This is a genomic window from Pedococcus sp. P2_E5 (genome assembly GCF_056403895.1).
The window spans coordinates 1-24,561 of the sequence record NZ_JBFUEP010000041.1; the positions used below are offsets into that span (position 1 = coordinate 1).

Consider the following 24,561-nt stretch of genomic DNA (forward strand, 5'->3'; position numbering starts at 1 on the left):
GACGGTGGCTGCGCCGGGGTCGGCAGCGTCAAGAGCGGCGTCATCGGTGCCACGGCACAGCAGTACCCGCTGAAGATGGCCACGCTCGGCATGGAGGCCATCGCCAAGATCGCCCGTGGCGGTGAGAAGCCGAAGGTCACCGAGGGACTGGACTTCTTCGACACCGGCGTCGCGCTCGTCACCGACAAGAAGACCGACGGAGTCGAGAGCATCACCTCCGACGAGGGTTCGAAGATCTGCTGGGGCAACTGACCATGAGCACCGAGGTCACCTCCGCTGCCGCCGAGTTCGCTCGGCGGCAGCAGTCCCCGGTCCAGCGCGTGCAGCACGAGCTGCACGGCAAGCCGTGGCTCAGCCCACTCTTCCTGCTCCTCATCGCGTTCATCGCCTTCTACATCGCGACGCCGACGTTCCTCACGGCCAGCTCGATGGGCATCCTGCTCCAGCAGACGGCCGTCGTCGCCGCGCTCGCGGTGGGGCAGACGCTCGTCATCCTCACCGCAGGCATCGACCTGTCGGTGGGGTCGATCATGGTGCTCTCGATGATGGTGATGGCCACGCTGTCCAAGGACGACAACATGCCCGGCATCCTCGGGCTGATCGCGGGACTCCTGCTCGCCACCGGGGCCGGTGCACTCAACGGCCTCCTGGTCACGCGGATCAACCTCCCGCCGTTCATCGTCACCCTCGGCACGCTGAGCATCTTCGGCGCGATCGCGCTGCTCTACTCAGGTGGCTCCAGCATCCAGGCCAGCCACCTGCCCGACCTGATCAACTTCCTCGGCGACGGGTTCGGCATCGGTTCGTTCCGGTTGACGTGGGGCATCGTCGCGGTGGCCCTCATCTACGTCGTCATGGCCTTCGTCCTCTCCCAGACGGCCTGGGGTCGCTACGTGTATGCCGTGGGTGACGACCCCGAGTCGGCCCGCCTCTCCGGCGTCCCAAGCAAGCGGATCCTGTTGACCGTCTACACCGTGGCCGGACTCATCTACGGCATTGCCGCCTGGATCCTCATCGGCAGGGCCGGGGCCGCGACCCCCAACGCGATCCCGGACGCGAACCTCCAGAGCATCACCGCTGTCGTCATCGGCGGCACCAGCCTGTTCGGTGGCCGTGGTCGGCTCGTCGGGACCCTCATCGGAGCGCTCATCGTCCAGACGTTCGCATTCGGACTCTCTCAGCTGGGCGTCGACCAACAGTGGCGGTACCTGTCCATCGGCATCCTCGTCGTGGTCGCCGTCGCCGTCGACCAGTGGATCAGGAAGGTGAAGGCATGAGCACCACGACGCTCGAGGTCGCCCACGGCGGTGTCCCCAGGGGCAAGGAGCACATCTACGCCCAGGACCCCGTTCTCTCGGCCCGCAAGCTCGTCATCACCTTCGGCCGCGTCGTCGGGCTCGACGGCGTCGACCTCGACCTCTACCCGGGCGAGGTGCTCGCCGTGATCGGCGACAACGGTGCGGGGAAGTCCACCCTCATCAAGTGCCTCACCGGCGCCTACGTCCCCGACTCGGGTGCGATCACGCTCAACGGCCAGCCGGTCCACTTCAAGAAGCCACAGGATGCCCGCGAGGCGGGGATCGAGACGGTCTACCAGCAGCTGGCCGTCATCCCCGCCCTCGACATCGCGAGCAACCTCTACCTCGCCCGGGAGGAGCGTCGCAAGGGTCCCCTGGGCTCGGTGCTGCGGATGCTCGACAAGAAGGGCATGGAGAAGCGCGCCGGAGAGTCGGTGAAGAACCTCGGCATCCAGACGATCCAGAACATGAACCAGGCAGTCGAGACCCTCTCCGGCGGGCAGCGCCAAGCCGTCGCCGTCGCCCGTGCCGCGGCGTTCGGGAGCAGGCTCGTGGTCCTCGACGAGCCGACCGCCGCGCTGGGTGTCAAGGAGTCCGGCATGGTGCTCGACATGGTCAAGCAGCTGCGGGACAAGGGCCTGTCGATCATCCTCATCAGCCACAACATGCCCCACGTGTGGGAGGTCGCCGACCGCATCCACATCCAGCGGCTCGGCGGTCGGGCCGGGGTCATCACACCCCAGTCGCACGACATGGGTGAAGGCGTGGCCATCATGACGGGCGCCAAGCGCCTCGAGGGATCCTCGTGACCGGCACGGTGGTGGTCGGCTACATCCCGACGCCGGAGGGGATTGCCGCCTTCGAGCGAGCCAAGGACGAAGCGCTCCTCAGGGAGTGCAGGCTCGTGGTCGTCAACACCGGCCAGAACGGTGACTTCGCCACCCCGAGCTTCGCCACCGCGGAGGACATCGACGCGATCTCGCGCGAGCTGAAAGATGCAGGCCTGGTCCACGAGGTCCTCCAGGCCACCAGCGGGCTCGCGGCAGCCGACGAGATCCTGCGGGTGGCTGCGGCCGAGTCGGCGGACCTCATCGTCATCGGAATTCGCCACCGCACACCCGTGGGCAAGCTCCTCCTGGGCAGCACCTCGCAACAGGTCCTGCTCGACGCACCCTGTGCGGTGCTGGCGGTCAAGGCCAGAAGGAGCGCCTGAACCGCCCCAAGACCTCGGCCTGGGCTCAGCTTTCGCGCTGGCCCAGGCCGAGCCTCACGGCGGGGTGACGAGCGGGAGCTGGGTCGCCTTGGACTTCTCGTATGCCGCGTGCGCGGCCCTCGTGCTCGCGAGCTCGCTCACCTGCGCGACCGGGACGTCCCACCACGACTCGCTGTCGGGCGCGTGGACGAGCGGGTCCGTCTCGACGTGGATGACCACGGGCCCGCCGTCTGCCGGCGCCGCCTTGGCCTCCTTGATCGCGGCCGCGAGCTCGTCGCGCGAGTGGACCTCGATGACGTGCGCGCCCAGGCTTCGGGCGTTCGCCGCGAGGTCGACGGGCAGGGGGCTGCCGTCCAGTCGGCCCGACTCCTCGGAGCGGTAGCGGTAGGACGTGCCGAACCGCTGCGACCCGAGCGACTCCGAGAGCGAGCCGATCGAGTGGAAACCGTGGTTCTGGACGAGCACGACGACGACCTTGATCCGCTCCTGCACCGCGGTGACGAGCTCGGTCGGCATCATGAGGTAGCCGCCGTCGCCCACCATGGCGAACACGTCGCGGGTCGGGTCGGCCAGGCGGACGCCCAGGGACGCCGGCACCTCGTAGCCCATGCAGGAGTAGCCGTACTCGACGTGGTATCCCTTGCGATCCCGGACCCGCCACAGCTTGTGCAGGTCGCCGGGCATCGAGCCCGCAGCGCAGAGGACGACGTCGCGCGGGTCCGACAGCTCGTTGACGGCCCCGAGCACCTCAGCCTGGGTCAGCAGGCCGGGCGCGAGCTTCGAGGTCACCTCGGCCGGTGGGTGGTAGGCCGCCTGCACCTGCTGGTCCCACGTCCGCCACAGCTCGCCCTGGCGTTCGCGGTAGGCCGGCTCCACGGCATACCCGTCGAGGGCTGCGGTGAGGGCCGTCAGGGCCTCACGGGCGTCGGCGACCACGGACAGACCCGCGTGCTTGCCCGCATCGAGTCCGGCGACGTTGACGTTGACGAAGCGGACTCCGTTGTCCTGGAAGGCAGTTCGCGACGCTGTGGTGAAGTCCGACCATCGCGTCCCGATGCCGATGACCACGTCGGCCTCCCGGGCGACCGCGTTCGCGGCGGTGGTGCCGGTCGAGCCCACCGCCCCGAGCAGCTGTGGGTGGCCGTGCGGAAGCGACCCCTTCCCGGCCTGGGTCTCTCCGACGGGTATGCCGGTCGCCTCGCAGAACGCCGCCAGCGCCGCCTCCGCACCGGAGTAGTGCACCCCACCCCCCGCAACCACCATCGGTCGCTTCGCGCTCCGGATCACCGCAGCGGCGGCCACGAGCCGTGCCGCCTCGGCCGGTGGGCGGGCGACGTGCCACACGCGCTCGGCGAACAGCGCGACGGGGAAGTCGAACGCCTCGGCCTGGACGTCCTGGGGCAGGGCGACGGTCACCGCCCCCGTCTCCACAGGGTCCGTGAGGACCCTCATCGCGCCGAGCAGGGCCGACGGCAGCTGCTCGGGGCGACTGACCCGGTCGAAGAACCGCGACAGCGGCCGGAACGCGTCGTTGACGCTGACGTCCGCGGCATACGGCACCTCGAGCTCCTGGAGCACCGGTGCGGACACGCGGGTGGCGAACGTGCCGGACGGCAGCAGCAGCACAGGGATCCGGTTGATCGTGGCGAGGGCGGCGCCGGTCAGCATGTTCGTCGAGCCCGGGCCGACCGATGCCGTGCACGCCCAGGTCTGGAGCCGGTCCTTCTGTCGTGCGTACCCCACCGCGGTGTGCACCATGGCCTGCTCGTTGCGCGCCAAGACGTAGGGCAGGTGCTCCTCGCCGTCGGCGAGCTCGTTCTGCAGCAACGCCTGGCCGATACCGGCGACGTTGCCGTGCCCGAAGATGCCGAAGCACCCGGCGAACAGCTTCTGTCGCTCGCCATCGCGCTCGCTCCACTGGTTCGCGAGGAACCGGACCACGGCCTGCGCCACGGTGAGCCGCACCGTCGCGGTGTGGATCTCAGCCATCTCGGCTGCCTCCCTTGACCAGTCGGGGGTCGACGTCCTGCGTCGTCCAGGTCTCGCGCACCCCGGCGTGCGCCGGGTCGTCGCGGATCAGCCAGGCCCGGTGTTCCCCCGGGCCCGACATGACGTTGAGGTAGTAGAGGTCGGCGTCGGGGGCTGCCGTCGCAGGACCGTGCCAGCCGTGCGGCACGAGCACCACGTCGCCGGTGCGCACCTCGGCCAGCACGTCGATCGGGCGCTCGTCGCTGCCGTAGACCCGTTGGTAGCCAACCGGATCCGCAGTGTCACCAGCGGCGGCTGCCTGCGTCTCGAAGTAGTAGATCTCCTCGAGCTCCGTCTCCTCGCCGGGCCGCTCCTCGTCGTGCTTGTGCGGCGGGTACGAGCTCCAGTTGCCCGCGGGGGTGATCACCTCGCAGGCGATGATCGAGTCCGCGTCGAGCACCTCGGGGATGCCGAAGTTGCGGACCTCACGCGAGCAGTGCCCGGCGCCCCGCAGCTCGACCGGCACCTCGGCTGCCGCCAGGTGCCGCACCGCAGGCGTATGCCGCGTGGTCGCCTTCGCGGCGCACACCGCCACCCGCGCAGGTCCACCCTCGGCGGTCACCGTCAACGCGGAGTCGCGCGCCACGTAGGCGACGTCGGTCGGCCCGGCGAAGACRCTCGCGCGGCCGAGGAGCAGCACGTCCTCGGCCCCGGGCACCGCGACCCGAACCGAGCCCGACAGTGGGACCACCACGTGCTCCCGCTCGCCCGCCTCGACGGCGCGGCTCTCCCCCTCGGCGAGCGACCCGGCATACAGGCCGGTGTGTCGCCAGCCCGGCACGGAGTCGTCGATGACGACGTCCCAGCCGTCCCGCTTCGCCGTGCCGGCGAGGCGCACCCAGGTGTCGTTGTCACGACCGAGGCTCATCCGACCTCCCCGTGGACCAGACGCGCGGCGACGTCGACCGCGCCGGCGACGTCGCCGTCGGGCGGGTAGAGCAGGGCCCGGCCCACCACCAGCCCGCGCACCGACGGCAGCTCGAGTGCCTTGCCCCACGACGCGTAGGTCTCGTCGGGGTCGGTCTGAGGGTCACCGCCGAGCAGCAGGGTCGGCAGCGTGGTCGCGTCCATGACTCGCTCGAGCTCGTCGACGACGGGCAGCTTGAGCCAGGTGTGCGCGCTGGTCGCTCCGAGACCTGCGGCGATGTGCATCGACAGGATGGTCGAGTCGGGGTCGAGCTGGTTGACCACCCGCCCGCCCTCTCGCACCGAGATGAACGGCTCGACCATGGCCATCAGCCCGTGCTCCGCCAGCTCGGTGACCGCCTGGGCGCTGGCTTCGAGGGTGGGCGCCGTGCCCGGGTCGCCGAGCGCGATGCGGGTGAGCATCTTGCCGCCCTCGAGGCCGTTGGCGGCGATGTCCTGCGCCCGATAGGCGGTGAAGCGGTCGTCGAGCTCGAAGACCGCCCCCTGGAGGCCCCCTCGGTTCATCGAGCCGATCACGACCTTGCCCTCCAGGGCCCCGAGCAGGAGCAGGTCCTCGAGGATGTCCGGGGTGCCGAGCACTCCATCCACCCCGGGCCGCGCGAGCGCCTCGACGATCCGGCCGATGAGCTCGCTCCGGCTGCTCATCGCCTGCGTGTCGCTGCGCACGCCGAGCGCGCCGCGGGCCGGGTGGTCGGCCGCGACGATCAGCAGCCGCCCGTCCGCGCCGACCAGGGGGCGGCGCGTCCGCGCCAGCCAGCGCTCGGCGATGGTCCCCGGCGCGCTCGCCCGGGTCTGGGTGAGCATCGCGAGGGTCGCGTGGTCGAGCCGCGGACTCGTCGGGCCGGGTGTGGAGCTCATCGCTCCCCCTCCTGCGGGTGGTAGACCTCGCGGACGTGGGTCGGCACGGTGCCCGTCTCGAGCGCCTCACGCACCTCGGCCTCGGTCGGCATGGCCGTCGAGCACTCGAGCCGCGACGCGACGATCGCTCCGGCCACGTTGCAGAACTCGAGGACGTCGCGCAGGGGCCATCCGGCGAGGAGCCCGTGCACCAGGGCGCCGCCGAACGCATCACCCGCGCCGAGGCCGTTGACGACCTCGACGGGAAACGGTGGCACCTCGAGGCGCTGCTCGCGGGTCGCGGCGAGGACGCCGCGGGGTCCCTGCTTGACGATGGCGAGCTCGATTCCGCGGTCGAGGAGCGCGTCAGCCGCGCGCTCCGGGTCGGTCTCGCCGACGGCGACCTCGCACTCCTCGCGGTTGCCCACGGCGACGGTCACGTGCTGGAGGGCCTTGCCGACCTGCTCGCTCGCCTCCGCGGGGTCGGCCCAGAACATCGGGCGGTAGTCGAGGTCGAGGACCGTGTGCTCCCGTCGCCCGCGGTGCTCCCAGGCGGCGAAGTGCGCGGCCCGGCTGGGTTCCTGCGACAGCCCGGTGACCGTGGCCCAGTAGACCCGGGCGTCGCGGATCGCCTGGAGCGGCAAGGTGTCCGGCTCGATGAGCAGGTCAGGGGCCGTCGGGTAGCGGTAGAAGTACAGGGGGAAGTCGTCCGGCGGGAAGATCTCGCAGAACGTCACCGGAGTGGGGGGTCCGTCCACCTCGCTGATGTATGCCGGGTCGACACCGAGGCGCTCGGCCTCCTGCCGCACGAACCGGCCGAAGGCGTCGTGCCCGGTCCGGGTGATCAGTGCGCAGTGACGGTCGTACCGGGCTGCGGCGACGGCCACGTTGGTGGCGCTGCCGCCGAGGAACTTCTCGAAGGTGCGCACCTGCTCGAGACCGACGCCGATCTGCAGCGGGTAGATGTCGGCGCTCACCCGACCGATGGAGACCAGGTCGTAGATCTTGGACCTGTCAGGGGTCTGGGACCTGTCAGCGGTGTGCGACAAGTCAGACCCCGACTCCGGAGTGCTGCGCGGCCAGGGCCAGGAGGTAGTTGAGGCTCGTCTCGACGTCTCCCAGCGGGCCTTGGGACCCGGGGTCCTCCGGCAGGATGGTGTCCTGCTCGAGGACGTACCACCCGGCATACCCACTGTCCTCGAGGGCACCGATGATGGCGGCGATGTCGACGTCGCCCTGCCCGAGTGGCACGTAGAGGCCCTCGCGCACCCCTTCGGTGTAGGAGAGCTCGCCGGCGCGCACGCGCCGGGCCACCGCCTCGCTCACGTCCTTGAGGTGCACGTGGGCGATTCGCCCGGGATGGCTGCGCGCGACCGCGACCGGGTCGCCACCGCCGATGAGGAGGTGCCCGGTGTCGAGGCAGAGCCCGATCGTGGAGCCCGCGATGACCCGGTCGGTCTCCTCACCCGACTCGACCATGGTGCCGACGTGGGGGTGGAGCGTGGCGGTGATGCCACGCTCCCCCGCAGCGGTGTGGAGGCGGTCGAGGTTGGCCAGCAGGGTCGCCCAGCCGGCGTCGTCGAGAACGGGCCGCTCGTCGTATCCGTCACGTCCGGTCGCCGCGGCGAGCACGACGGTGGAGGCCCCGGCGGCGACGAGGCCGTCCAGGGCGCGCTCGACCTCCGGCACGGGGTCGTGGCCCGGGTCGTGGAGGACGACCGGCACGAACTGGCCGACCGCCTCGAGGTCGGCCTCGGCCAGCACCCGCGCCTTGTCCTGCGGGTCGTCGGGCAGGAAGCCGTCGGGGCCGAACTCGGTCGCGGCGAGCCCGAGGTCCGCCATCTGCCTCAGCACCGTCGCGGAGTCGTACTGCCAACCCCAGCCGGGCACCTCGCACACGCCCCACGAGATCGGGGCGCCGGCGATGCGGTCGGACAGTGGCGGTGTCTGGTTGGTCATGGGTCAGGCTCCCTTGATCTCGGAGAGGTCGACCGGCCGGCGCTCGCTGCGCGACAGTTCGCACGCCTCTGCGACGCGAAAGGCCTGCAGTGCGTCGTCGACGGTGCAGGGGGTGGGCAGTCTGCCGGCGGCGACCTCGCAGAAGGCCGCGAGCTCGGCGCGGTAGGCCGGGAGGAAGCGCTCCATGAACGACCGCTTCTGGGGACCACGGGGGAAGTCGACGTCGCCTTCGGCCGACCGGAACGCCAGCGAGTCGTCGAGCCCGACCGCAATGGCGCCCAGCTCTCCGTGGACCTCCATCCGGACGTCGTGGCCCGCGCCGTTGTAGCGCGTCGAGCTCACGAGCACGATGGTCTCGTCGTCCAGGGTGAGGATGGCCGCACCGCTGTCGACATCGCCCGCGTCCCTGAAGAAGGGTGCACCCTTGTTGGCGCCGGTCGCGTAGACCGTGGCGACCTCGCGGCCCGTGACGAACCTGATGATGTCGAAGTCGTGCACGTTGCAGTCGCGGAAGATCCCACCCGACGTGGGGATGTAGGCCGCGTGCGGCGGAGCCTGGTCGTGCGTCGCCGCCCGGATGGTGTGGACGAAGCCGAGCTCCCCGGAAGCCACCGCCGCCCTGGCGGTGCGGTAGCCGTTGTCGAAGCGGCGCTGGAACCCGACGTGGACGGGGGTGTCCGAGTCGGCGGCGAGGCGGGACAGGTCGATGGTCTCCTCGAGGGTGGCGGCGACCGGCTTCTCGCAGAACGTCGGGATGCCACGCTCGATGCCCTGGCGCAGCAGGGGCGCGTGGCCGGGAGTCGCGGTCGCGATCACCAGGCCGTCGATTCCCGAGCCGAGCAGCTCCTCGGTGTCGGCGGCGTAGGCGAGGCCAAGCTCCTGGGCGACCTGTCGGGCGGCCACCCCGTCGACGTCGGCGAGGACGACCTCGTCGACGGCGTCGAGGCTCTTGAGGGTCGAGGCGTGAAAGGCCCCGATCCGTCCTGTACCTGCTAGTCCGATGCGCATCAGCGGAACTCTTCCCATCCGGTGTCGAAGCCTATCGCCGTTGTCAGGACCCGGCTGGGGTGTGGCACGCGGCGGGTGCAGAGCCAGCGTGCCCAGCAGTGGATGCCATGTCAACGCTTTGTTAGGACATTCTCACGTAAGAAATGCAATGCACCCCCGCTACAGTGTTCACGTGGCCAAACAGATAGGCGTGATGATCGATCGGGCATCACCGGTGCCTCTCTACCACCAGCTCGCCGAGCAGCTCGGCGAGGCGATCAACAGCGGCGAGCTGCAGCCCGGCGACCCCTTCGAGAACGAGGTGGCCATCGTGGCGCGCCTCAACCTCTCGCGACCGACTGTGCGCAGGGCGATCCAGGAGCTCGTCGACCAGGGGCTGCTGCTGCGTCGACGGGGTCTGGGCACGACGGTCGCGGCGCGCAAGGTGCACCGTCGGGCCGAGCTGACCAGCCTCTGGGACGACCTCGCCCGCGCCGGGGCACGGCCCACGACGACGGTGCTGAGCCACGAGCTGGTGCAGGACGAGAGGGTCGCCGCTGCCCTCGACCTACCCAGCGACACGGAGTTCCTGTCGATCGTGCGGCTGCGCAGCTCCGGCGACACTCCCCTGGCCGTGCTGCAGAACTGGCTCCCGCCGGGGCTGGGCGACATCACCCGCGAGCGGCTGGAGGACGAGGGGCTCTATGCCCTGCTGCGGGAGCGCGGCGTGCGGCCCGTCGTCGCCCACCAGAGCATCGGAGCCCGGGCTCCCACCACTCGGGAGCGGAAGTACCTCGGCATGCGCGGGAGCGAGCCGGTGCTGACCATGTCGCGCAGCGCCTTCGACGCGGTCGGCAAGGCAGTGGAGTTCGGCGACCACTGCTACCGGGCGTCGACGTACACCATCGAGGTCATGATCGACGAACGCTGACCGGCGGCTTGCCGCTGCGACTACCCGACCGAGGGTTGGGGATGGGGTGCCGCACCGCTCTCCGCGATGCCTGTGTGCGAGCGGCTGGCGTTCCGGAAGCCGGCGCCTTCCTCTCCCTCGTTCACGGGGGTCGACGGACCGGTGCCGCCGCTGGGGCCGCTCGAGCCGTCGCCTCCCCGGCCACGCTGCATACCCTTGAGGATCATCCCGATGAAGCTGGGCTTGCCCTGGCTCTTGGAGTACACGTCGAAGGCCACCGCCCCGAGGAGCACCAGGCCCTTGATGATCTGGACGAAGTTGCTGTCCACGCTCATGTTCGCCAGGCCCAGGTTGAGCACGCCCATGACGAGGCCGCCGATCATCGAGCCCGTCACGGTGCCGACCCCGCCGGCCACCGCCGCGCCACCGACGAAGACCGCCGCGATCGCGTCGAGCTCGAAGTTGACGCCGTCCTTGGGGTTCGCGGCGTTGAGGTAGGCCGTGAACACCATGCCGGCGACTGCGGCCAGGAAGCCCATGTTGACCATGACGAACAGGTCGATGCGCCGGGTGTCGACGCCGGAGAGGCGGGCCGCGTTGGAGTTGCCGCCGACGGCGTAGATGTGACGGCCGAGCACGGTGCGCTGGGTGATGAAGGTGTAGAGCACCACGAGGCCACCGAGGATCAGGCCGACGACGGGCACGCCCTTGTAGGACGCCAGCAGGAGGCCGAAGCCCAGCAGCAGCCCGCAGATGACGACCAGCTTGATGATGCTCAGCGTCAGCCGGGGCACGTCCATGCCGTAGCGCCGAAGGTCGGACCGGCGGCGCAGCTCGAGGTAGACGATCACGGCGACGGCAAGCAGCGTCAGGACGAGCGTGGGGTTGTGGTAGCCGGTGACGGGTCCCACTTCGGGCAGGTAGCCGTTGGCGATCTTCTGGAAGCTCTCCGGCACCGGGATGGACTCGGCGTTGAGGATCATCAGGTCCAGGCCTCGGAAGAGCAGCATGCCGGCCAGGGTCACGATGAAGGCGGGGATCCCCACGTAGGCGACCCAGAAGCCCTGCCAGATCCCCACGAGGATGCCCAGGGCCAGCCCCAGCAGGATGGCGGCGGGCCACGGCAGGTCGAGCTTGGCCATCGAGAGCGCCACCGTGGCACCGACGAAGGCACTCACCGAGCCGACCGACAGGTCGATGTGGCCGGCGATGATCACCATGACCATGCCGATGGCGAGGATGAGGATGTAGCCGTTCTGGACCAGGAGCGACGTGACGTTGCGGGGCTGGAGGAACAGGCCGTCGGTCAGCACCTGGAACATGAGCACCAGAAGCAGCAGCGCGATCATCATCCCGTACTGGCGGATGTTGCCGCTGAGGGCCTTGCGCATCTCGCTCACCAGTGACTGGGTGGGCGGCGGCGCGGGGGCCGTGGGCGCGGGGGCGATGTCGGTCGCCATGTCAGTCTGCCTTTCGCTGGGTCATGTAACGCATGAGGACTTCCTGGTCTGCCTGGGCACGGGGGACGTCGGCCGTGATGACACCGGCGCTGAGGGTGTAGATGCGGTCGCACAGCCCGAGCAGCTCGGGCAGCTCGGAGGAGATCACGAGCACGCCGCGTCCGCTGTCGGCGAGGCGGTTGATGATCTCGTAGATCTCGTACTTGGCGCCGACGTCGATTCCCCGGGTGGGCTCGTCGAGGATGAGCACGTCCGGCTCGGTGAACATCCACTTGCCGAGGACGACCTTCTGCTGGTTGCCGCCGGACAGCTTGGCGACGCCCTCCTCGATGCTCGGGGTCTTGATGTTCATGCTCTTGCGGTAGCGCTCGGCTGCGAGGACCTCCTCGCGCTCGTCGACGACACCCCGACGCCGGATCTTCCTGAGGCCGGCGGCCGTGATGGACACCTTGATCGTGTCGAGCAGGTTCAGTCCCAGGCTCTTGCGGTCCTCGGTGACGTAGGCGAGCCCGGCGTCGATGGCCTTCTGGACGGTGTTGGCCTTGAGGGTGCGGCCGTCCTTGACCAGCTCACCGCCGACCTTGTGGCCGTAGGACTCACCGAAGACGCTGCGGGCGAGCTCGGTGCGACCCGCGCCCATGAGACCCGCCAGACCGACGATCTCGCCGCGGCGGATGCTGAGGTTCGCGTTCTTGACGACGAGCCGCGAGGCGTCGTGCGGGTGGCCGACGGTCCAGTCACGGATCTCCAGGAGCACGTCACCGATCGTCGGCTCGTGCGGGGGGAACCGGTGGTCCAGGTCGCGACCGACCATGCCGCGGATGATCCGGTCCTCGTTCACCTCACCCTTGGTGATGTCCAGCGTCTCGATCGTGCGACCGTCGCGGATGATGGTGATCGAGTCGGACACCTCCTCGATCTCGCCCAGCTTGTGGCTGATCATGATCGAGGTGATGCCCTTGGCCTTGAGGCCCAGGAGCAGGTCCAGGAGGTGTCGGCTGTCGGTGTCGTTGAGGGCGGCCGTCGGCTCGTCGAGGATCAGCAGCTTGACGTCCTTGGCCAGCGCCTTGGCGATCTCGACGAGCTGCTGCTTGCCGATGCCGATGTTCTTGACCTGGCTGTTCGGGTCCTCGTCGAGGCCCACCCGGGCGAGCAGGTCGAGGGCGCGCTGTCGCGCGACCGGCCAGTTGATGACGCCCGCCTTGCCCTGCTCGTTGCCCAGGAACAGGTTCTCCACGATCGACAGCTCGGGGATGAGCGCCAGCTCCTGGTGGATGATGACGATGCCCGCGGACTCGCTGTCGCGAATGCCCTTGAACTGCATCTCGCTGCCCTCGAAGACGATGTCCCCGAGGTAGGTGCCGTGCGGGTAGACACCGGAGAGCACCTTCATGAGGGTCGACTTTCCGGCGCCGTTCTCACCACAGATGCTGTGGATCTCGCCGCGCTGCACCGACAGGTTCACGTCCGAGAGCGCCTTGACGCCCGGGAACTCCTTGGTGATGTCGCGCATCGTGAGGATCGGGGTGGACATCCGCTCAGCCTCCGTGGKTCTTCTGGGGTCCTGTGGTCTTCATGGGCCTACGTGGGTCTTCGTGGGGTTCGAGCAGGGTGCAGCGACTCTGCCTCTGCGTGGAGTCCGTGGCGGCGGAAGGCGTTTCCGACCGCCGCCACGGAGCTGGTGGGGCGACTAGGAGAAGTCGGCCTCGGTGTAGTACTTCGCCTTGAGCAGGATGTCCTTGACGTCGGACTTGTCGGCGGCGACCGGCTCGAGCAGCTGGGTCGGGACCTTCTTGACGCCGTTGTCGTAGGACTCGGTGTCGTTGACCGTCACCGTCTTCTTGCCGGCGATCTCGGTGATCATCGTGACGGTGGCCTGGGCCAGGTCGCGCGTGTTCTTGAAGACCGTCGAGTACTGCTCGTCCGCGAGGATCGACTTGACCGACTCGAGCTCGGCGTCCTGGCCGGTGACGACAGGCAGCTTCTTGCCACCGGTGCCGTAACCGCTGCCCTTGAGGGCGGCGAGGATGCCACGGGACAGACCGTCGTAGGGCGACAGGACGCCGTTGACGTCAGCCTTGGAGTACGACTTCGTCAGCACGTTCTCCATGCGCTTCTTGGCCACGGCCGCGTCCCAGCGCAGGGTCGCCACGGTCTTGAAGTTGGTCTCGCCGGACGCGATCTTGATGTCGCCCGCGTCGATCTTCGGCTGGAGGACCTCCATGGCCCCGTTGAAGAAGAAGGTGGCGTTGTTGTCGTCGGGCGACCCGGCGAAGAGCTCGACGTTCCACGGCTTGGGGGCGCCGCTGGCCTCGAGGCCCGCGAGCAGGGACTCGGCCTGCAGCTTGCCCACCTTCAGGTTGTCGAAGGTCGTGTAGTAGTCGACGGCGTCGGTGTCGCGCAGCAGGCGGTCGTAGGCGATCACGGGGATGCCTGCGTCCTTGGCCTCCTTGAGGGCACCCTTGAGCGCGGTGCCGTCGATGGAGGCGATCACCAGGACCTGGTTCTGCTTGGTCACCATGTCGTTGACCTGGGTGACCTGGGTCGGGATGTCGTCGTTGGCGTACTGGAGGTTGACCTTGTAGCCGGCGGCCTCGAGCTGCTGCTTGATGTAGTCGCCGTCCTTGATCCACCGCTCGGAGGTCTTGGTCGGCATGGCCACCCCGATGGTGCCCTTGACGTTGGCAGCGCCGCTGCCGGACGAGGCGTTGTCCGTCTGGCGACCGCAGGCGCTGAGGCCGACTGCGAGGAGGCCGACGGCAGCTACCGCGATGATTCTGCGCACTGTGTGCTCCATTCCATGGATGTCAACCTGCGAAGGTGCCGGCTGAGGTACTGATGGGTGTTTCGGGTATTCAGTTGTGCGCCAACGGCGCGGCGCCTCACAGGCCTTGGGCCAGCCGGTGGTAGGCGGCGTTCCACCGCAGCTCGCGAAGGAAGCCGCGGGGGGTCGTGTGCGCGTCGATGAGGGCCAGCTCGAGGCCCGTCATCTCGGCGAAGTCGTGCAGGTGCTCGGCCGTCAGGGCGGTCGACAGCACCGTGTGGTGCGGTCCTCCCGCCACCAGCCAGGACTCGGTGGCGGTGCGCAGGTCGGGACGTGGGCTCCAGACCGCTCGCGCGACCGGGAGGTTGGGCAGGTCGGCCAGCGGTGGGACGACGTCGATCTCGTTGGCAGTCAGCCGGAACCGGTCGCCCATGTCGGAGATCCCGACCACGACGCCTTCGCCAGGAGCGGCGGTGAACACCAGCCGCACCGGGTCCTCGCGACCACCGATGCCGAGAGGGTGGATCTCGAGGCTCGGGCGCTCGGCAGCGATCGAGGGACAGACCTCGAGCATGTGCGCGCCGAGGATCAGCTCGCGGCCGGGCTCCAGGTGGTAGGTGTAGTCCTCCATGAACGAGGTGCCGCCGGGTAGTCCCTGCGCCATCACCTTGAGGGTGCGGAGCATGACCGCGGTCTTCCAGTCCCCCTCGCCACCGAAGCCGTAGCCGTCGGCCATGAGGCGCTGCACGGCCAGCCCGGGCAGCTGGCGCAGACCGCCCAGGTCCTCGAAGTTGGTGGTGAAGGCGCCGTAGCCGCCCTCCTCCAGGAATGTCCGCAGCCCGAGCTCGATCCGCGCTCCATAGCGCAGGGACTCGTGCCGCTCGCCGTCCGGGCGCAGCTCCGGCACCACGGCATACAGGTCCTCGTACTCCTTCACGAGCGTGTCGATGTCACCGTCGGACACGCGGTCCACGACGGCCACGAGGTCGTTCACGCCGTACGTGTTGACCGAGACCCCGAGGCGCAGCTCGGCCTCGACCTTGTCGCCGTCGGTGACGGCGACGTCGCGCATGTTGTCCCCGAACCGCACCACCCGCAGCGTGCGCAGGGAGGCCCGGGCGACCGCGGCACGGGCCCATGTCGCGATGCGTTCGACCGTGGTGGGGTCGCTCACGTGCCCGGTCACCGTCTTGCGAGTGACCCCGACCCTGGTCTGGATGTAGCCGAACTCCCGGTCGCCGTGGGCGGCCTGGTTGRGGTTCATGAAGTCCATGTCGATCGTGGCCCACGGCAGGTCACGCCCCGCCTGGGTGTGCAGGTGAAGCAGCGGTTTCGCCAGGGCGTCGAGCCCGGAGATCCACATCTTCGCCGGGGAGAAGGTGTGCATCCACGCGATGACCCCGACCACGTCGTCGTCGCCGTTGGCATCGAGCATCACTCGGCGGATGGACGCGGCATCGGTCAGGATCGGCTTGGCCTCCACCTCGGCGGTGAGGGTCCCCGCGGACTGGAGCGCATCGGAGATCACCGCGGACTGGGTGGCCACCTGGCGCAGCACGTCCTCGCCATAGAGGCCCTGGCTGCCGGTGAGGAACCAGATCTTCGGCTGAATGGTCATGAGGCGGGAGTTCCCTTCTGCCCGTACACGTTCTGGTACCGGTCGTAGAGCCGGTCGATGTCTGCCTGGTCCAGCCGCCAGGGGTTGCCCAGCTGGCTCGCGATGTGCACGGTGCGGGCGACGTCCTCGAGCATCACGGCCGTCTTGACGGCTGCCCGGGCGTCCGAGCCCACGGTGAACGGGCCGTGCCCGCCCATGAGGACTGCCTTGGACCTGCTGCTCGCCAAGGTCTGGACCAGACCGCGACCGATCGAGTCGTCGCCGATCAGGGCGAACGGGCCGACGGGGATGTCCCCGCCGAACTCGTCGGCGATCATCGTGAGCACGCAGGGGATCGACTCGCGGCGCGCGCACCAGGCAGTGGCGTAGGTGGAGTGCGTGTGCACGACTCCCCCGACCTCGAGCAGGTGGGCGTAGACGTAGGCGTGCGCTGCCGTGTCGGACGAGGGAGCGTGGGACCCCTCGACCAGCCGGCCCTCGAAGTCGGTCACGACCATCACGTCTGGGGTGAGCTCGTCGTAGGAGACTCCGGACGGCTTGATGACCAGCAGCTCCTCCCCCGGGACCCGCGCGGAGACGTTGCCCGCGGTCCAGGCGACGAGCGCGTTGCGTGTGAGCTCGCCGTGCAGGTCGGCGACCGCGGCGCGCAGCTCGTCGACGGCTTCCCGGACGGCGGGCAGGGCGAGGGCGCTCATGACAGGGCCCTGCGGCGGATTGCCTTGAGCCGGCGCATGACGTCGTTGCCGCCTCGTCCGAAGTGGTCGTGGAGCGCGAGGTACTCGGCATACAGCTCGTCGTAGGCGGCCACGTTCTCAGGGACCGGGACGAAGGCCGCGACCGTGCGGCCGCCCATCGCCTCCGCGGCCTTGCGGATGTCGGGGTAGGCCCCCGCCGCGACGGCCGCGTGGATGGCCGAGCCGAGCGCCGGGCCCTGCTCCGACCGGACCGCGGACAAGGGGAGGTTGAGGACGTCTGCGTAGATCTGCATCAGCAGCTCGTTGCGCAGCAGGCCACCCGCGACGATGAACTCCGTGACCGGCACACCGGACCCCGTGAAGGCCTCGACGATGACCCGGGCGCCGAACGCCGTGGACTCGAGCAGTGCGCGGTAGGTGTCCTCGGGGGCGGTCGCGAGCGTGTGGCCGACGACGAGGCCGGACAGCTCGTGGTCCACCAGGGTCGAGCGGTTTCCGCTGTGCCAGTCGAGGGCGACCAGTCCGTGCGCGCCGATCGGCTGGGCCGCGGCCAGCTCGGTGAGGTGTTCGTGGACCGAGACCCCCGCCTCGGCCGCCGCCGAGTGGTACTCCGGCGGGACGCACGACTTCACGAACCAGCCGAAGATGTCCCCCACTCCGGACTGACCGGCTTCGTAACCCCAGAGCCCGGGGATGATGCCCCCGTCGACGACACCGCACATCCCGGGGACGTCCCGCAGGACGGCACCGCTGAGGACGTGGCACGTGGACGTGCCCATGATCGCGACGAGCTGCCCCGGCTCGACCGCCTGGGCTGCGGGAGCCGACACGTGCGCGTCGACGTTGCCGACCGCCACCACGATGCCCTCCGGCAGTCCGGTCCACGAGGCGGCCTGCGCCGTCAGCCGCCCGGCAGGGTCCCCGAGCTGTCCGATGCGGTGGGCAAGCTTGTCCTCGACGAAGCCGGCGAAGCCCGGGTTGAGCGCGGCGAGGAAGTCGCGGGTCGGGTACTCCCCGTCCTGGTAGATCCCCTTGTACCCGGCAGTGCAGGCGTTGCGCACGTACTCCCCGCACAGCTGCCACACGATCCAGTCCGCTAGCTCCACGAAGTGAGCCATCGCGGCATACACCTCGGGGGCCTCCTCGAGGATCTGCAGGCCCTTGGCGAACTCCCACTCCGAGGAGATCAGGCCGCCGTAGCGACCGAGCCACGGCTCAGCGCGCTCGGCGGCGAGGGCGTTGATGCGATCGGCCTGTCCCTGGGCCGCATGGTGACGCCAGAGCTTGACGTAGGCGTGCGGCGAGGAGGCGAAGGCGGAGGTCTCGCTGAGCGGGGTGCCGTCGGCCAGTGTCGGCACCATCGTGCACGCGGTGAAGTCGGTAGCGATGCCGACGACCTGCTCCGGCGCGATACCCGCCGCGCGGACGGCTTCGGGGACCGCGGTGCGCAGGACGTGGACGTAGTCCGTCGGGACCTGGAGCGCCCACTCCGGGGCAAGTCGCTCGCCCGTCCCGGGGAGCACCTCGTCGATGACCCCGTGGGGGTAGACCGAGACCGCGCTGCCCAGCTCGGCCCCGTCGCTGACACGGACCACCACAGCACGGCCGGACAAGGTCCCGAAGTCGACGCCGACGACGCAGATGTCGTCGCGGTCCTCGTTCGTCATCGAACGCTCCTCGTGCTGTTGGTTCGCCAGTGAGCCAGAGCGCCTTCCACAGGTTCGTGTTAGCGCTAACCATGGATGTTAGCGCTAACATTTCCCTTGTCAAGAGATCGACCGAGGAAATCTCCGGGCAGGCGGGTGCACGCGGGTGCACACGGGTGCACACGGGGCAGGCCAGTGCAGGCCTGCAGGCGGGACCCCGCCGGCAATCGGCGGGGAGTCAGCCTCGACTCAGCCGGGAGGACGCCCGGTCGAGGCACGCACGACGAGCTTGGGCGGCACGGTGACGGTGCCCTCCTCCAGCTCGCCACGGATCGCTGAGGTGAGCAGGCCCATGGCCCCGCGACCCAGGGCCACGAAGTTCTGCCGGATCGTCGTGAGAGGGGGCGTGAAGTACTCGGACTCGGGGAGGTCGTCGAAACCGACGATGCTGACGTCGCCGGGAACCGTGCGACCGGCCTCGGCCAGGGCGCGCAGCACGCCGATGGACATCTGGTCGTTGGCGACGAAGATCGCCGTCACCTCCGACTCCGCGGCCAGCTGACGCCCGAGGCGGTAGCCACTCGAGGCGGTCCAGTCCCCCACCAGGGGTTCCGGGACCGTCAGCCCGGCCTCCTCCAGCGCCCCGCGCCAGCCGAACGTGCGGGCTTCGGCCTGGTACCAGTCCGACGGACCACTGAGGTGGGCGATGTGGCGGTGCCCGAGGTCGATCAGGTGCTGGGTGGCCAACCGTGCCCCGGCCTCGTGGTCCACACCGACTGACAGGCGCGCGCGCAGGGGGTTCGCGTCCAGCACCACCACAGGGACCGGGAGTCGTGACCGGACTCCCAGATCGAGGCCGGTGTCGACAGGTGCGATCAGCACGATGGCCTCGACCGACTCGCCCACCAGGTGGTCGAGGGCGTCCTGGGTTGCCTCCTGGGTCACCTCGGGCAGGGAGGCGAGCACCATGCCGTAGCCCTCGGCGCGAGCCGCCAGCTCGAGGCCCACCACGGTGCTGGACGGGCCGAAGAAGCCCAGCCCCGCCACGACCACCCCGACCACACCGCTCTTCTGGGTGGCGAGCGCCTTGGCCGCGCTGTTGCCGCGGTAGCCGAGCTCGGCGACCGCCTCGAGCACCCGGGCCCGAGTGGCCGGCGCCACCCGCGTGGACCCGTTCACGACGCGTGACACCGTCTGGTGCGACACCCCTGCAACGCGGGCGACGTCCTCCAGACGAGGCGCTGTGCGAGGCCCCGTGGTCATGAGCTCGCCCCGTCGGGCGCTGCGGCCGCCAGCTCGCACAGCCGCGCGCTGGCCCCACCACTGCCGTGGGGCCCGGTCCGCCCCTCGACCACGCGCAGCTCGTCGCCGAGCACTGGGGCGAGGGCAGACGACGGGTTCACGTCTCGGATTGTGCCATCCGCCCGCCCACCTGCTGCTCGAACGGGCCGGCACCGTGCTCAGCCCCAGACGCGGTTGGGGACGCTAGCTGCGGAACCACCGCTTCTTGGTGGGCGGAGCCTCGGTCTCGACGGGAGGCCGGGTCTCGTCGGCGCTGCTCTCGAGGTTTGCACTGCCCTCGAAGTCTGTGGTGCTGCCCTCGAAGTCTTCGGTGCTGCCCTCGATGGCTATCAGGTTGAGGCTGAGGAAGTAGCCGGAATCCTGGTCTCCGGTGACGGACTCGAGCTCGACGTGCCCGTCCTCGGCGAGGAAGTGGAACACGTCCAGGCCGGGGAGGCGCAGCTCGGAGATCCACACCGCCTCGAGGAAGCTGGACACCTGGCGCTCGGGCGTGCCGGGCCGGTAGCGGACCAGGGCGACCAGCAGCCGCTGCGGGTCCTCCGTGACCTCCACCTCGGCCTGGGCGAACATGACGCTCGACACCAGTCGTCGACGGAGCCTGGACGCGGCGGCATCGAGCAGTGCACCAGACGCCGGCGGCAGGTTCATCGTCAGCGCGGCCCGGAGTCGCACGAATTCGTCGCGGTCCACGCCGGTGAGACTGCCGGACGAAAGTCGAATGGGCAACTGCCAACTGCCACACCTGCTGGCTGATCGGGGACCGGGCCCGCGGTCCGCGAGGAACGGCCGTCCACACGGATACGCTGTCGGAACGGGACTGTTCTGACTTCCCACTTCTCCGGAGGGACCACCGATGAAGGTTCTCGTCGTAGAAGACGACGTAGACATCCAGGACATCGTCATCAGCGTGCTGAGCCGCGACGGTTACCAGGTGCTCACCGAGGGCAACGGTGACGCGGGACTGGCCGCCGCGCTGACGCAGCAACCCGATCTGGTGATCCTGGACTGGATGATGCCGGGGCTGACCGGGGTCGAGGTCTGCCGGGCCATGCGCGCGGACCCCCGGACCAAGGACATCGCGATCCTGCTGCTCACGTCTCGAGCCCAGGAGGCCGACATCGACCAGGCATTCACCGCGGGAGCCGATGACTACATGGTCAAGCCGTTTCGGGGACGCGAGCTGCTCAGTCGTGTGAAGTCCCTGACGGCCAAGGATGTGGGCTCACCCTAGGCAGCAGTCCGGGTGTCACGCCCCCAGCGCTCGTTGGGCATCGGAACGACGAGTCCGGGGCTCCGACCCGGCGTACCTCCCAGGACATCTGGACGCCAGTAGGCGCATGATCGTGGGATGGATCGGCAGCCAACATTGGTTGGTCGGGAGTCTGAGCGGGCTTCCCTGCGTGCTGCGGTCGAGGGTGCCGTTGGCGGCGAGCCGGGCTTGGTGCTGCTGCACGGTGAGGCGGGAATCGGCAAGACGAGTCTGGTGCGGGAGGCGGCTCATGCAGCCCGGATCACCGGTAGCCATGTGCTGCTGGGCCAGTGCCTTCCATTCGGGGCAAACGTGACGAGCTACGTTCCCTTCACCCAAGCCATCACCCATTGGTTGCGAACCACGGAAAGTGACAGCCGCGACCGCCTGGCTCCGCAGGGGAGCTTGGGCGACCTGGTCCCGGCGCTGATGAACCCGGCCGAGGGTGTCGCGCTGCTTCAGATCGGGGCGTTCCTTGACACGCTCCAGGCAGACGGGCCAACGGTTCTGGTTCTCGACGACCTGCAGTGGTGCGATCCGAGCTCGTTGGACGCGCTTTCCTATCTTGTCGCCGGTTTCGTCACGGGCCAGCGACTGGCCATCCTCGCCACCTTTCGCGATACCGAGCTCGGTGAGGGGCACCGGTTGCATGGATGGTTGGCAGATGTCGTTCGAATGCCGTCGGTGACCCAGCTCCGACTTGACCGGATGGACCTGTGGGCGGTCGAGGCGATGGTTCTGGCTCAGTCGCAAACCGTGGCCGAAGCTGTCCCCGCGGAGGAGATTCTTCGACGTTCTGGCGGAAATCCCTACCTGGCCGACCTGCTCCTCAGCGACGTCCACTCGACGGGTGGTGGGATTCCATCGGGAGGACAGCTGGTCGACGCGCTTTCGGCGTCGTGGCACCGACTGTCGACCCCTGCCAGGAGGGTGACGCAGCTTCTATCGATCGCTGGCGCCCCGATGGCTCTCCCGGTGTTGCGGGAACTGTCCGCTCGTCGCGGGATCGGCGCCGAGGTCGCCGTCGACGCGGTCGCGGAGGCCACAGCGCAGGGCGTCACCGTGGCGACCGACACCGGGGCCGTCTGGTTCCGACATCCACTCCTGGCAGAGACGATCGCCGCTTCGATGCCGGGCTGGGAGGCAGCCGATCTCCATCGAGACCTGGCCGCGATCTGGCTCGTCGCCGACGGTGTGGACGAACGCGATCGGGTCAACGCGCTGTCCCTGCACTACGTGGCGGCCGGCGACCACGACCAGGGGTTCGCCTGGTCGCTGCGCGCTGCCGAAGAGGCTGAGGCGATCCTCGGTTGGGAGGAGCAGGCCAACCACCTGGCGACTGCCGTGTCGCTCTTTGATCGCGTCTCCGCCACCGTGGCTCGGGAGGTCGACCAGGTCGATCTGCTGGTCAGGGCAGGGCGCGCCTGCGAAGCCGCCGGAGACGACCGTGGGGCAGTGAGGCACTACGAGAAGGCGCTGGGCAAGGTGGATCGCGCCACCGACCCCCTCTTGGCCTCCCGCATCCTGCTCGAGCTGCACATCCTGCGCGACATGGCGGGTTTGGGCTCGACGCATCTGTCGCTGTCCGAGCCACGGGAGGTCCTTGCTCTCACTGAGGGCGCGCCGCACTCGCAGGAGCGAGCGCTGGCCTTCGCCCAGCTTGCGTTCGCGGAGGTCTTCAGCGGTATCGACCAGGCGCGAGAGCATGCCGAGACGGCCGTCCGGCTGGCCGAGGCCGTGGGCACCCCGAGGGCCCTCGTGTGGTCCTGGGGCACCCGCGCTCAGACGATGTGGGGTACGGACAGGGGGATCGACAACGCCCGGCGGGCGTTCGCGCTGGCCATGGACACCGACGACCCGCAACTGCTGTGTCGGTCAACCTTCTTTCTCAGCAACAGCTATGAGTCGGCCGGGCGATATGCGGACGCGGCAGAGACGACGGTGCTCTCATACCGCACGCTGCGTGACGCAGGGCAGTTCGACTACGCGGCGTCGGTCGGCGCTGTCGCCGCACGGTGGTGCTTCAGCCTGGGTCGTTGGCATCAGGTCCGGCCGTTGGTGCGCGAGCTGTTGACGATCGCCCGCAGCGACAACTCCGCGGGGATCTCACGATGTACCGCGGCACTCCTGACCGCACACGAGGGAAACCGCAGGGCCGCCGCTCTACATCTGCGTCGGGCCGAGGAGCTGATGCCCACCGCTTCGCCTGTCGGGGATCCCCTGACCGACACCCAGATACAGGTGGCCATCGCCTGCGGCGACCCGCTGGATGCCCTCGAGAGGATCAGCGCCCACATGGAGGAAGCTGTCCAGGTCAATCCCATTGCGGCCGACGAATGGCTGGAACTCGCGTCCAGAGCCGCTGTCCAAGTCGTCGATCGAGCCTCCGATGATGGCAACCGAAGGACCGCGCTGCGCCAGCTCGAACTCATCGAGGCGACCCGCGGCGCCCTACCCACGCCCTTTGTCCCCGCAGGCCCGCTCGACGTCGTCCACCGGGCTCTCGGTGCCCTTCATGCGGCGCAGCGGGCGGAGTGTGCCGGCTCCGACAGCGGAGTCGCCGAGCTCTGGGAGGCCGCGTGCGAGGCAACGCAGAGGGCCGACATGCAGTACGAGCACGCCAGAGCGCTGTATCGCTTGGCGCATGACTTGCTGACGCGACGGGAAAGCCGCAAGCGAGCCAATGCCGCACTGACCACCGCCCGGCGCATCACCGCAGCTCTCGGAGCCGTGCCGCTCATGGAGGCCATCGATGTCTTGGCGACGCAGACTCACCTGGCCATCCCGACGACGGAGCCAGATGACTTGCTCGCAGACTCACCCGCTGAGGTGCTGCAGGGAAGTCTGCCCCTCACGGCCCGAGAACGAGAAGTCTTCACAGGCCTGATGGCTGGTGAGACCTATGCGCAGATCGCTCGTCGATTGTTCATCAGCGACAAGACGGTGAGCAGCCACGTGTCGCACATCCTCCGAAAGACCGGCACGACGAGCCGCGTCGAGCTGTCAGCACTGGCAGTTCAGAGCCGTCGTGTGACGTGACGGCCATTCCCGTTCATCACGAACCGAGTACCGGGTGGACGATGCGTCTACTCGAGCCCTTGGCTAGAGGAACTGAGCCGGGTCGAACTCGTCGATGGGGATGATCCGGATCCGCGGCAGTCGTTCGTTGAACACCAGGACGTCGTACTCCAGGTCGAAGGACTCGAGCCCCTTCTCCGCCAACCTCGCGAAACCCTGGTTGCGAAACTCGACGAATCCGACGACCCCTACGCGCCGACCGTCGAGGAGACCGCCGAGCTCCTCCACGAAGTCACCGTCATTGCTGACCAGAAGCACGTCAGCGTCCCGACTGCGAAGTTCGGCGAGTGTTCGCTGGATCGCGATGTCGACCACCTTCTCGCCGACGCTCCCCGAGAGGGCCACGGGCCGGTAGCCCATCGCCAGCAGCGCCTGCACGAACGCCATCGGAAGGTCGTTGTTCGCGGCCAGGAAGAACAGCCCCTTGGCCGGCTGGCCCCAGCGCTCCTCGGCGAACTGCAGCAGACGCTCCCACCGTGGGCGCTCCTCGGGGCGGGGGCGCCGCCCCAGAATGGAGGTGCCGAGAGTGGCGTCGATGTTCTCCCCGTCCACGAGAACGTAGGTGGTTCGCGGTTCCTGGGCCATGAACC

General features: G+C 69.2%; 22 protein-coding genes and 1 pseudogene. 7 read left to right on the forward strand and 16 right to left on the reverse strand.

The genetic code is table 11. The annotated features are described in order from the left end of the window. The 4 genes and pseudogenes from AC1DVZ_RS14330 to AC1DVZ_RS14345 all read left to right on the forward strand — a co-directional run. Positions 1-252, forward strand: a pseudogene (locus AC1DVZ_RS14330) (sugar ABC transporter substrate-binding protein); the annotation flags it as partial. 2 nt (positions 253-254) lie between these two features. Then, positions 255-1,277, forward strand: a complete 1,023-nt coding sequence (locus AC1DVZ_RS14335) for an ABC transporter permease (RefSeq protein WP_477618876.1) — start codon at positions 255-257, stop codon at positions 1,275-1,277. After that, positions 1,274-2,107: an ATP-binding cassette domain-containing protein gene (locus AC1DVZ_RS14340; protein WP_477618877.1), complete on the forward strand. Its 834-nt coding sequence runs from the start codon at positions 1,274-1,276 to the stop codon at positions 2,105-2,107. Before AC1DVZ_RS14335 ends, AC1DVZ_RS14340 begins: the two co-directional genes overlap by 4 nt. Further along, positions 2,104-2,511 (forward strand): universal stress protein, encoded by a 408-nt coding sequence (locus AC1DVZ_RS14345; RefSeq protein ID WP_477618878.1) that lies wholly within the window; start codon positions 2,104-2,106, stop codon positions 2,509-2,511. Before AC1DVZ_RS14340 ends, AC1DVZ_RS14345 begins: the two co-directional genes overlap by 4 nt. A gap of 54 nt (positions 2,512-2,565) precedes the next feature. Here AC1DVZ_RS14345 and iolD read toward each other — a convergent pair whose 3' ends face one another. The 6 genes from iolD to AC1DVZ_RS14375 are packed head-to-tail and all read right to left on the reverse strand — an operon-like array spanning position 2,566 to position 9,270. Then, the gene (gene iolD / locus AC1DVZ_RS14350) at positions 2,566-4,500 is read right to left on the reverse strand and encodes a 3D-(3,5/4)-trihydroxycyclohexane-1,2-dione acylhydrolase (decyclizing) (protein ID WP_477618879.1); all 1,935 of its coding nucleotides are present in this window, start codon (positions 4,498-4,500) and stop codon (positions 2,566-2,568) included. After that, positions 4,493-5,407, reverse strand: a complete 915-nt coding sequence (gene iolB, locus AC1DVZ_RS14355; RefSeq protein WP_477618880.1) for a 5-deoxy-glucuronate isomerase — start codon at positions 5,405-5,407, stop codon at positions 4,493-4,495. Before iolB ends, iolD begins: the two co-directional genes overlap by 8 nt. Next, the gene (locus AC1DVZ_RS14360) at positions 5,404-6,324 is read right to left on the reverse strand and encodes a class I fructose-bisphosphate aldolase (protein ID WP_477618881.1); all 921 of its coding nucleotides are present in this window, start codon (positions 6,322-6,324) and stop codon (positions 5,404-5,406) included. The genes iolB and AC1DVZ_RS14360 overlap by 4 nt, the downstream gene beginning before the upstream one ends. Beyond that, a complete protein-coding gene (gene iolC / locus AC1DVZ_RS14365; protein ID WP_477618882.1) occupies positions 6,321-7,352 on the reverse strand; it encodes a 5-dehydro-2-deoxygluconokinase in 1,032 nt (343 codons plus the stop codon). Before iolC ends, AC1DVZ_RS14360 begins: the two co-directional genes overlap by 4 nt. A gap of 1 nt (position 7,353) precedes the next feature. Continuing rightward, entirely contained in the window at positions 7,354-8,262 is a 909-nt protein-coding gene (locus AC1DVZ_RS14370) for a TIM barrel protein (protein WP_477618883.1), read from the reverse strand. A gap of 3 nt (positions 8,263-8,265) precedes the next feature. Beyond that, positions 8,266-9,270, reverse strand: coding sequence for a Gfo/Idh/MocA family protein (locus AC1DVZ_RS14375; RefSeq protein ID WP_477618884.1), 1,005 nt, complete (start codon positions 9,268-9,270; stop codon positions 8,266-8,268). Between the two features lie 148 nt (positions 9,271-9,418). Between AC1DVZ_RS14375 and AC1DVZ_RS14380 the strand changes: the two genes are divergently transcribed. Then, complete coding sequence (locus tag AC1DVZ_RS14380) at positions 9,419-10,180, forward strand: GntR family transcriptional regulator (protein WP_477618885.1); 762 nt, start codon at positions 9,419-9,421, stop codon at positions 10,178-10,180. Positions 10,181-10,200: 20 nt separating this feature from the next. On the opposite strand, the gene mmsB is transcribed toward AC1DVZ_RS14380, so the two are convergent. The 9 genes from mmsB to AC1DVZ_RS14425 form a co-directional block, all read right to left on the reverse strand. Continuing rightward, the gene (gene mmsB, locus AC1DVZ_RS14385) at positions 10,201-11,619 is read right to left on the reverse strand and encodes a multiple monosaccharide ABC transporter permease (protein ID WP_477618886.1); all 1,419 of its coding nucleotides are present in this window, start codon (positions 11,617-11,619) and stop codon (positions 10,201-10,203) included. 1 nt (position 11,620) lies between these two features. Continuing rightward, the gene (gene mmsA, locus AC1DVZ_RS14390; RefSeq protein ID WP_477618887.1) at positions 11,621-13,153 is read right to left on the reverse strand and encodes a multiple monosaccharide ABC transporter ATP-binding protein; all 1,533 of its coding nucleotides are present in this window, start codon (positions 13,151-13,153) and stop codon (positions 11,621-11,623) included. A gap of 156 nt (positions 13,154-13,309) precedes the next feature. Beyond that, the gene (gene chvE, locus AC1DVZ_RS14395) at positions 13,310-14,404 is read right to left on the reverse strand and encodes a multiple monosaccharide ABC transporter substrate-binding protein (RefSeq protein WP_477618888.1); all 1,095 of its coding nucleotides are present in this window, start codon (positions 14,402-14,404) and stop codon (positions 13,310-13,312) included. Positions 14,405-14,501: 97 nt separating this feature from the next. Next, on the reverse strand, positions 14,502-16,001 hold the full coding sequence (gene araA, locus AC1DVZ_RS14400) for an L-arabinose isomerase (RefSeq protein ID WP_477618889.1): 1,500 nt from the start codon (positions 15,999-16,001) through the stop codon (positions 14,502-14,504). After that, positions 15,998-16,696, reverse strand: a complete 699-nt coding sequence (locus AC1DVZ_RS14405; protein WP_477618890.1) for an L-ribulose-5-phosphate 4-epimerase — start codon at positions 16,694-16,696, stop codon at positions 15,998-16,000. Before AC1DVZ_RS14405 ends, araA begins: the two co-directional genes overlap by 4 nt. Beyond that, positions 16,693-18,363 (reverse strand): ribulokinase, encoded by a 1,671-nt coding sequence (gene araB, locus AC1DVZ_RS14410; protein WP_477618891.1) that lies wholly within the window; start codon positions 18,361-18,363, stop codon positions 16,693-16,695. The genes AC1DVZ_RS14405 and araB overlap by 4 nt, the downstream gene beginning before the upstream one ends. A 228-nt stretch (positions 18,364-18,591) precedes the next feature. Beyond that, a complete protein-coding gene (locus AC1DVZ_RS14415) occupies positions 18,592-19,605 on the reverse strand; it encodes a LacI family DNA-binding transcriptional regulator (protein WP_477618892.1) in 1,014 nt (337 codons plus the stop codon). Beyond that, the gene (locus AC1DVZ_RS14420; protein WP_477618893.1) at positions 19,602-19,745 is read right to left on the reverse strand and encodes a hypothetical protein; all 144 of its coding nucleotides are present in this window, start codon (positions 19,743-19,745) and stop codon (positions 19,602-19,604) included. The genes AC1DVZ_RS14415 and AC1DVZ_RS14420 overlap by 4 nt, the downstream gene beginning before the upstream one ends. 82 nt (positions 19,746-19,827) lie before the next feature. Continuing rightward, positions 19,828-20,334: a hypothetical protein gene (locus tag AC1DVZ_RS14425; RefSeq protein WP_477618894.1), complete on the reverse strand. Its 507-nt coding sequence runs from the start codon at positions 20,332-20,334 to the stop codon at positions 19,828-19,830. 163 nt (positions 20,335-20,497) lie between these two features. Here AC1DVZ_RS14425 and AC1DVZ_RS14430 point away from each other — a divergent pair, with 163 nt between their 5' ends. Continuing rightward, the gene (locus AC1DVZ_RS14430) at positions 20,498-20,875 is read left to right on the forward strand and encodes a response regulator transcription factor (RefSeq protein ID WP_477618895.1); all 378 of its coding nucleotides are present in this window, start codon (positions 20,498-20,500) and stop codon (positions 20,873-20,875) included. Between the two features lie 117 nt (positions 20,876-20,992). Then, entirely contained in the window at positions 20,993-23,932 is a 2,940-nt protein-coding gene (locus tag AC1DVZ_RS14435; RefSeq protein ID WP_477618896.1) for a helix-turn-helix transcriptional regulator, read from the forward strand. A 63-nt stretch (positions 23,933-23,995) separates the two neighbouring features. On the opposite strand, the gene AC1DVZ_RS14440 is transcribed toward AC1DVZ_RS14435, so the two are convergent. Next, complete coding sequence (locus AC1DVZ_RS14440) at positions 23,996-24,556, reverse strand: NYN domain-containing protein (protein ID WP_477618897.1); 561 nt, start codon at positions 24,554-24,556, stop codon at positions 23,996-23,998. Between the last annotated feature and the right edge of the window lie 5 nt (positions 24,557-24,561).

Excerpts from the sequence above, each read along its gene's own strand:
- AC1DVZ_RS14335 (WP_477618876.1), top strand. The coding sequence starts at position 255 with ATGAGCACCGAGGTCACCTCCGCTGCCGCCGAGTTCGCTCGGCGGCAG.
- AC1DVZ_RS14340 (WP_477618877.1), top strand. The coding sequence starts at position 1,274 with ATGAGCACCACGACGCTCGAGGTCGCCCACGGCGGTGTCCCCAGGGGC.
- iolD (WP_477618879.1), bottom strand. The coding sequence starts at position 4,500 with ATGGCTGAGATCCACACCGCGACGGTGCGGCTCACCGTGGCGCAGGCC.
- AC1DVZ_RS14360 (WP_477618881.1), bottom strand. The coding sequence starts at position 6,324 with ATGAGCTCCACACCCGGCCCGACGAGTCCGCGGCTCGACCACGCGACC.
- AC1DVZ_RS14370 (WP_477618883.1), bottom strand. The coding sequence starts at position 8,262 with ATGACCAACCAGACACCGCCACTGTCCGACCGCATCGCCGGCGCCCCG.
- AC1DVZ_RS14375 (WP_477618884.1), bottom strand. The coding sequence starts at position 9,270 with ATGCGCATCGGACTAGCAGGTACAGGACGGATCGGGGCCTTTCACGCC.
- AC1DVZ_RS14380 (WP_477618885.1), top strand. The coding sequence starts at position 9,419 with ATGCACCCCCGCTACAGTGTTCACGTGGCCAAACAGATAGGCGTGATG.
- mmsB (WP_477618886.1), bottom strand. The coding sequence starts at position 11,619 with ATGGCGACCGACATCGCCCCCGCGCCCACGGCCCCCGCGCCGCCGCCC.
- mmsA (WP_477618887.1), bottom strand. The coding sequence starts at position 13,153 with ATGTCCACCCCGATCCTCACGATGCGCGACATCACCAAGGAGTTCCCG.
- AC1DVZ_RS14405 (WP_477618890.1), bottom strand. The coding sequence starts at position 16,696 with ATGAGCGCCCTCGCCCTGCCCGCCGTCCGGGAAGCCGTCGACGAGCTG.
- araB (WP_477618891.1), bottom strand. The coding sequence starts at position 18,363 with ATGACGAACGAGGACCGCGACGACATCTGCGTCGTCGGCGTCGACTTC.
- AC1DVZ_RS14415 (WP_477618892.1), bottom strand. The coding sequence starts at position 19,605 with ATGACCACGGGGCCTCGCACAGCGCCTCGTCTGGAGGACGTCGCCCGC.
- AC1DVZ_RS14430 (WP_477618895.1), top strand. The coding sequence starts at position 20,498 with ATGAAGGTTCTCGTCGTAGAAGACGACGTAGACATCCAGGACATCGTC.
- AC1DVZ_RS14435 (WP_477618896.1), top strand. The coding sequence starts at position 20,993 with ATGGATCGGCAGCCAACATTGGTTGGTCGGGAGTCTGAGCGGGCTTCC.
- AC1DVZ_RS14440 (WP_477618897.1), bottom strand. The coding sequence starts at position 24,556 with ATGGCCCAGGAACCGCGAACCACCTACGTTCTCGTGGACGGGGAGAAC.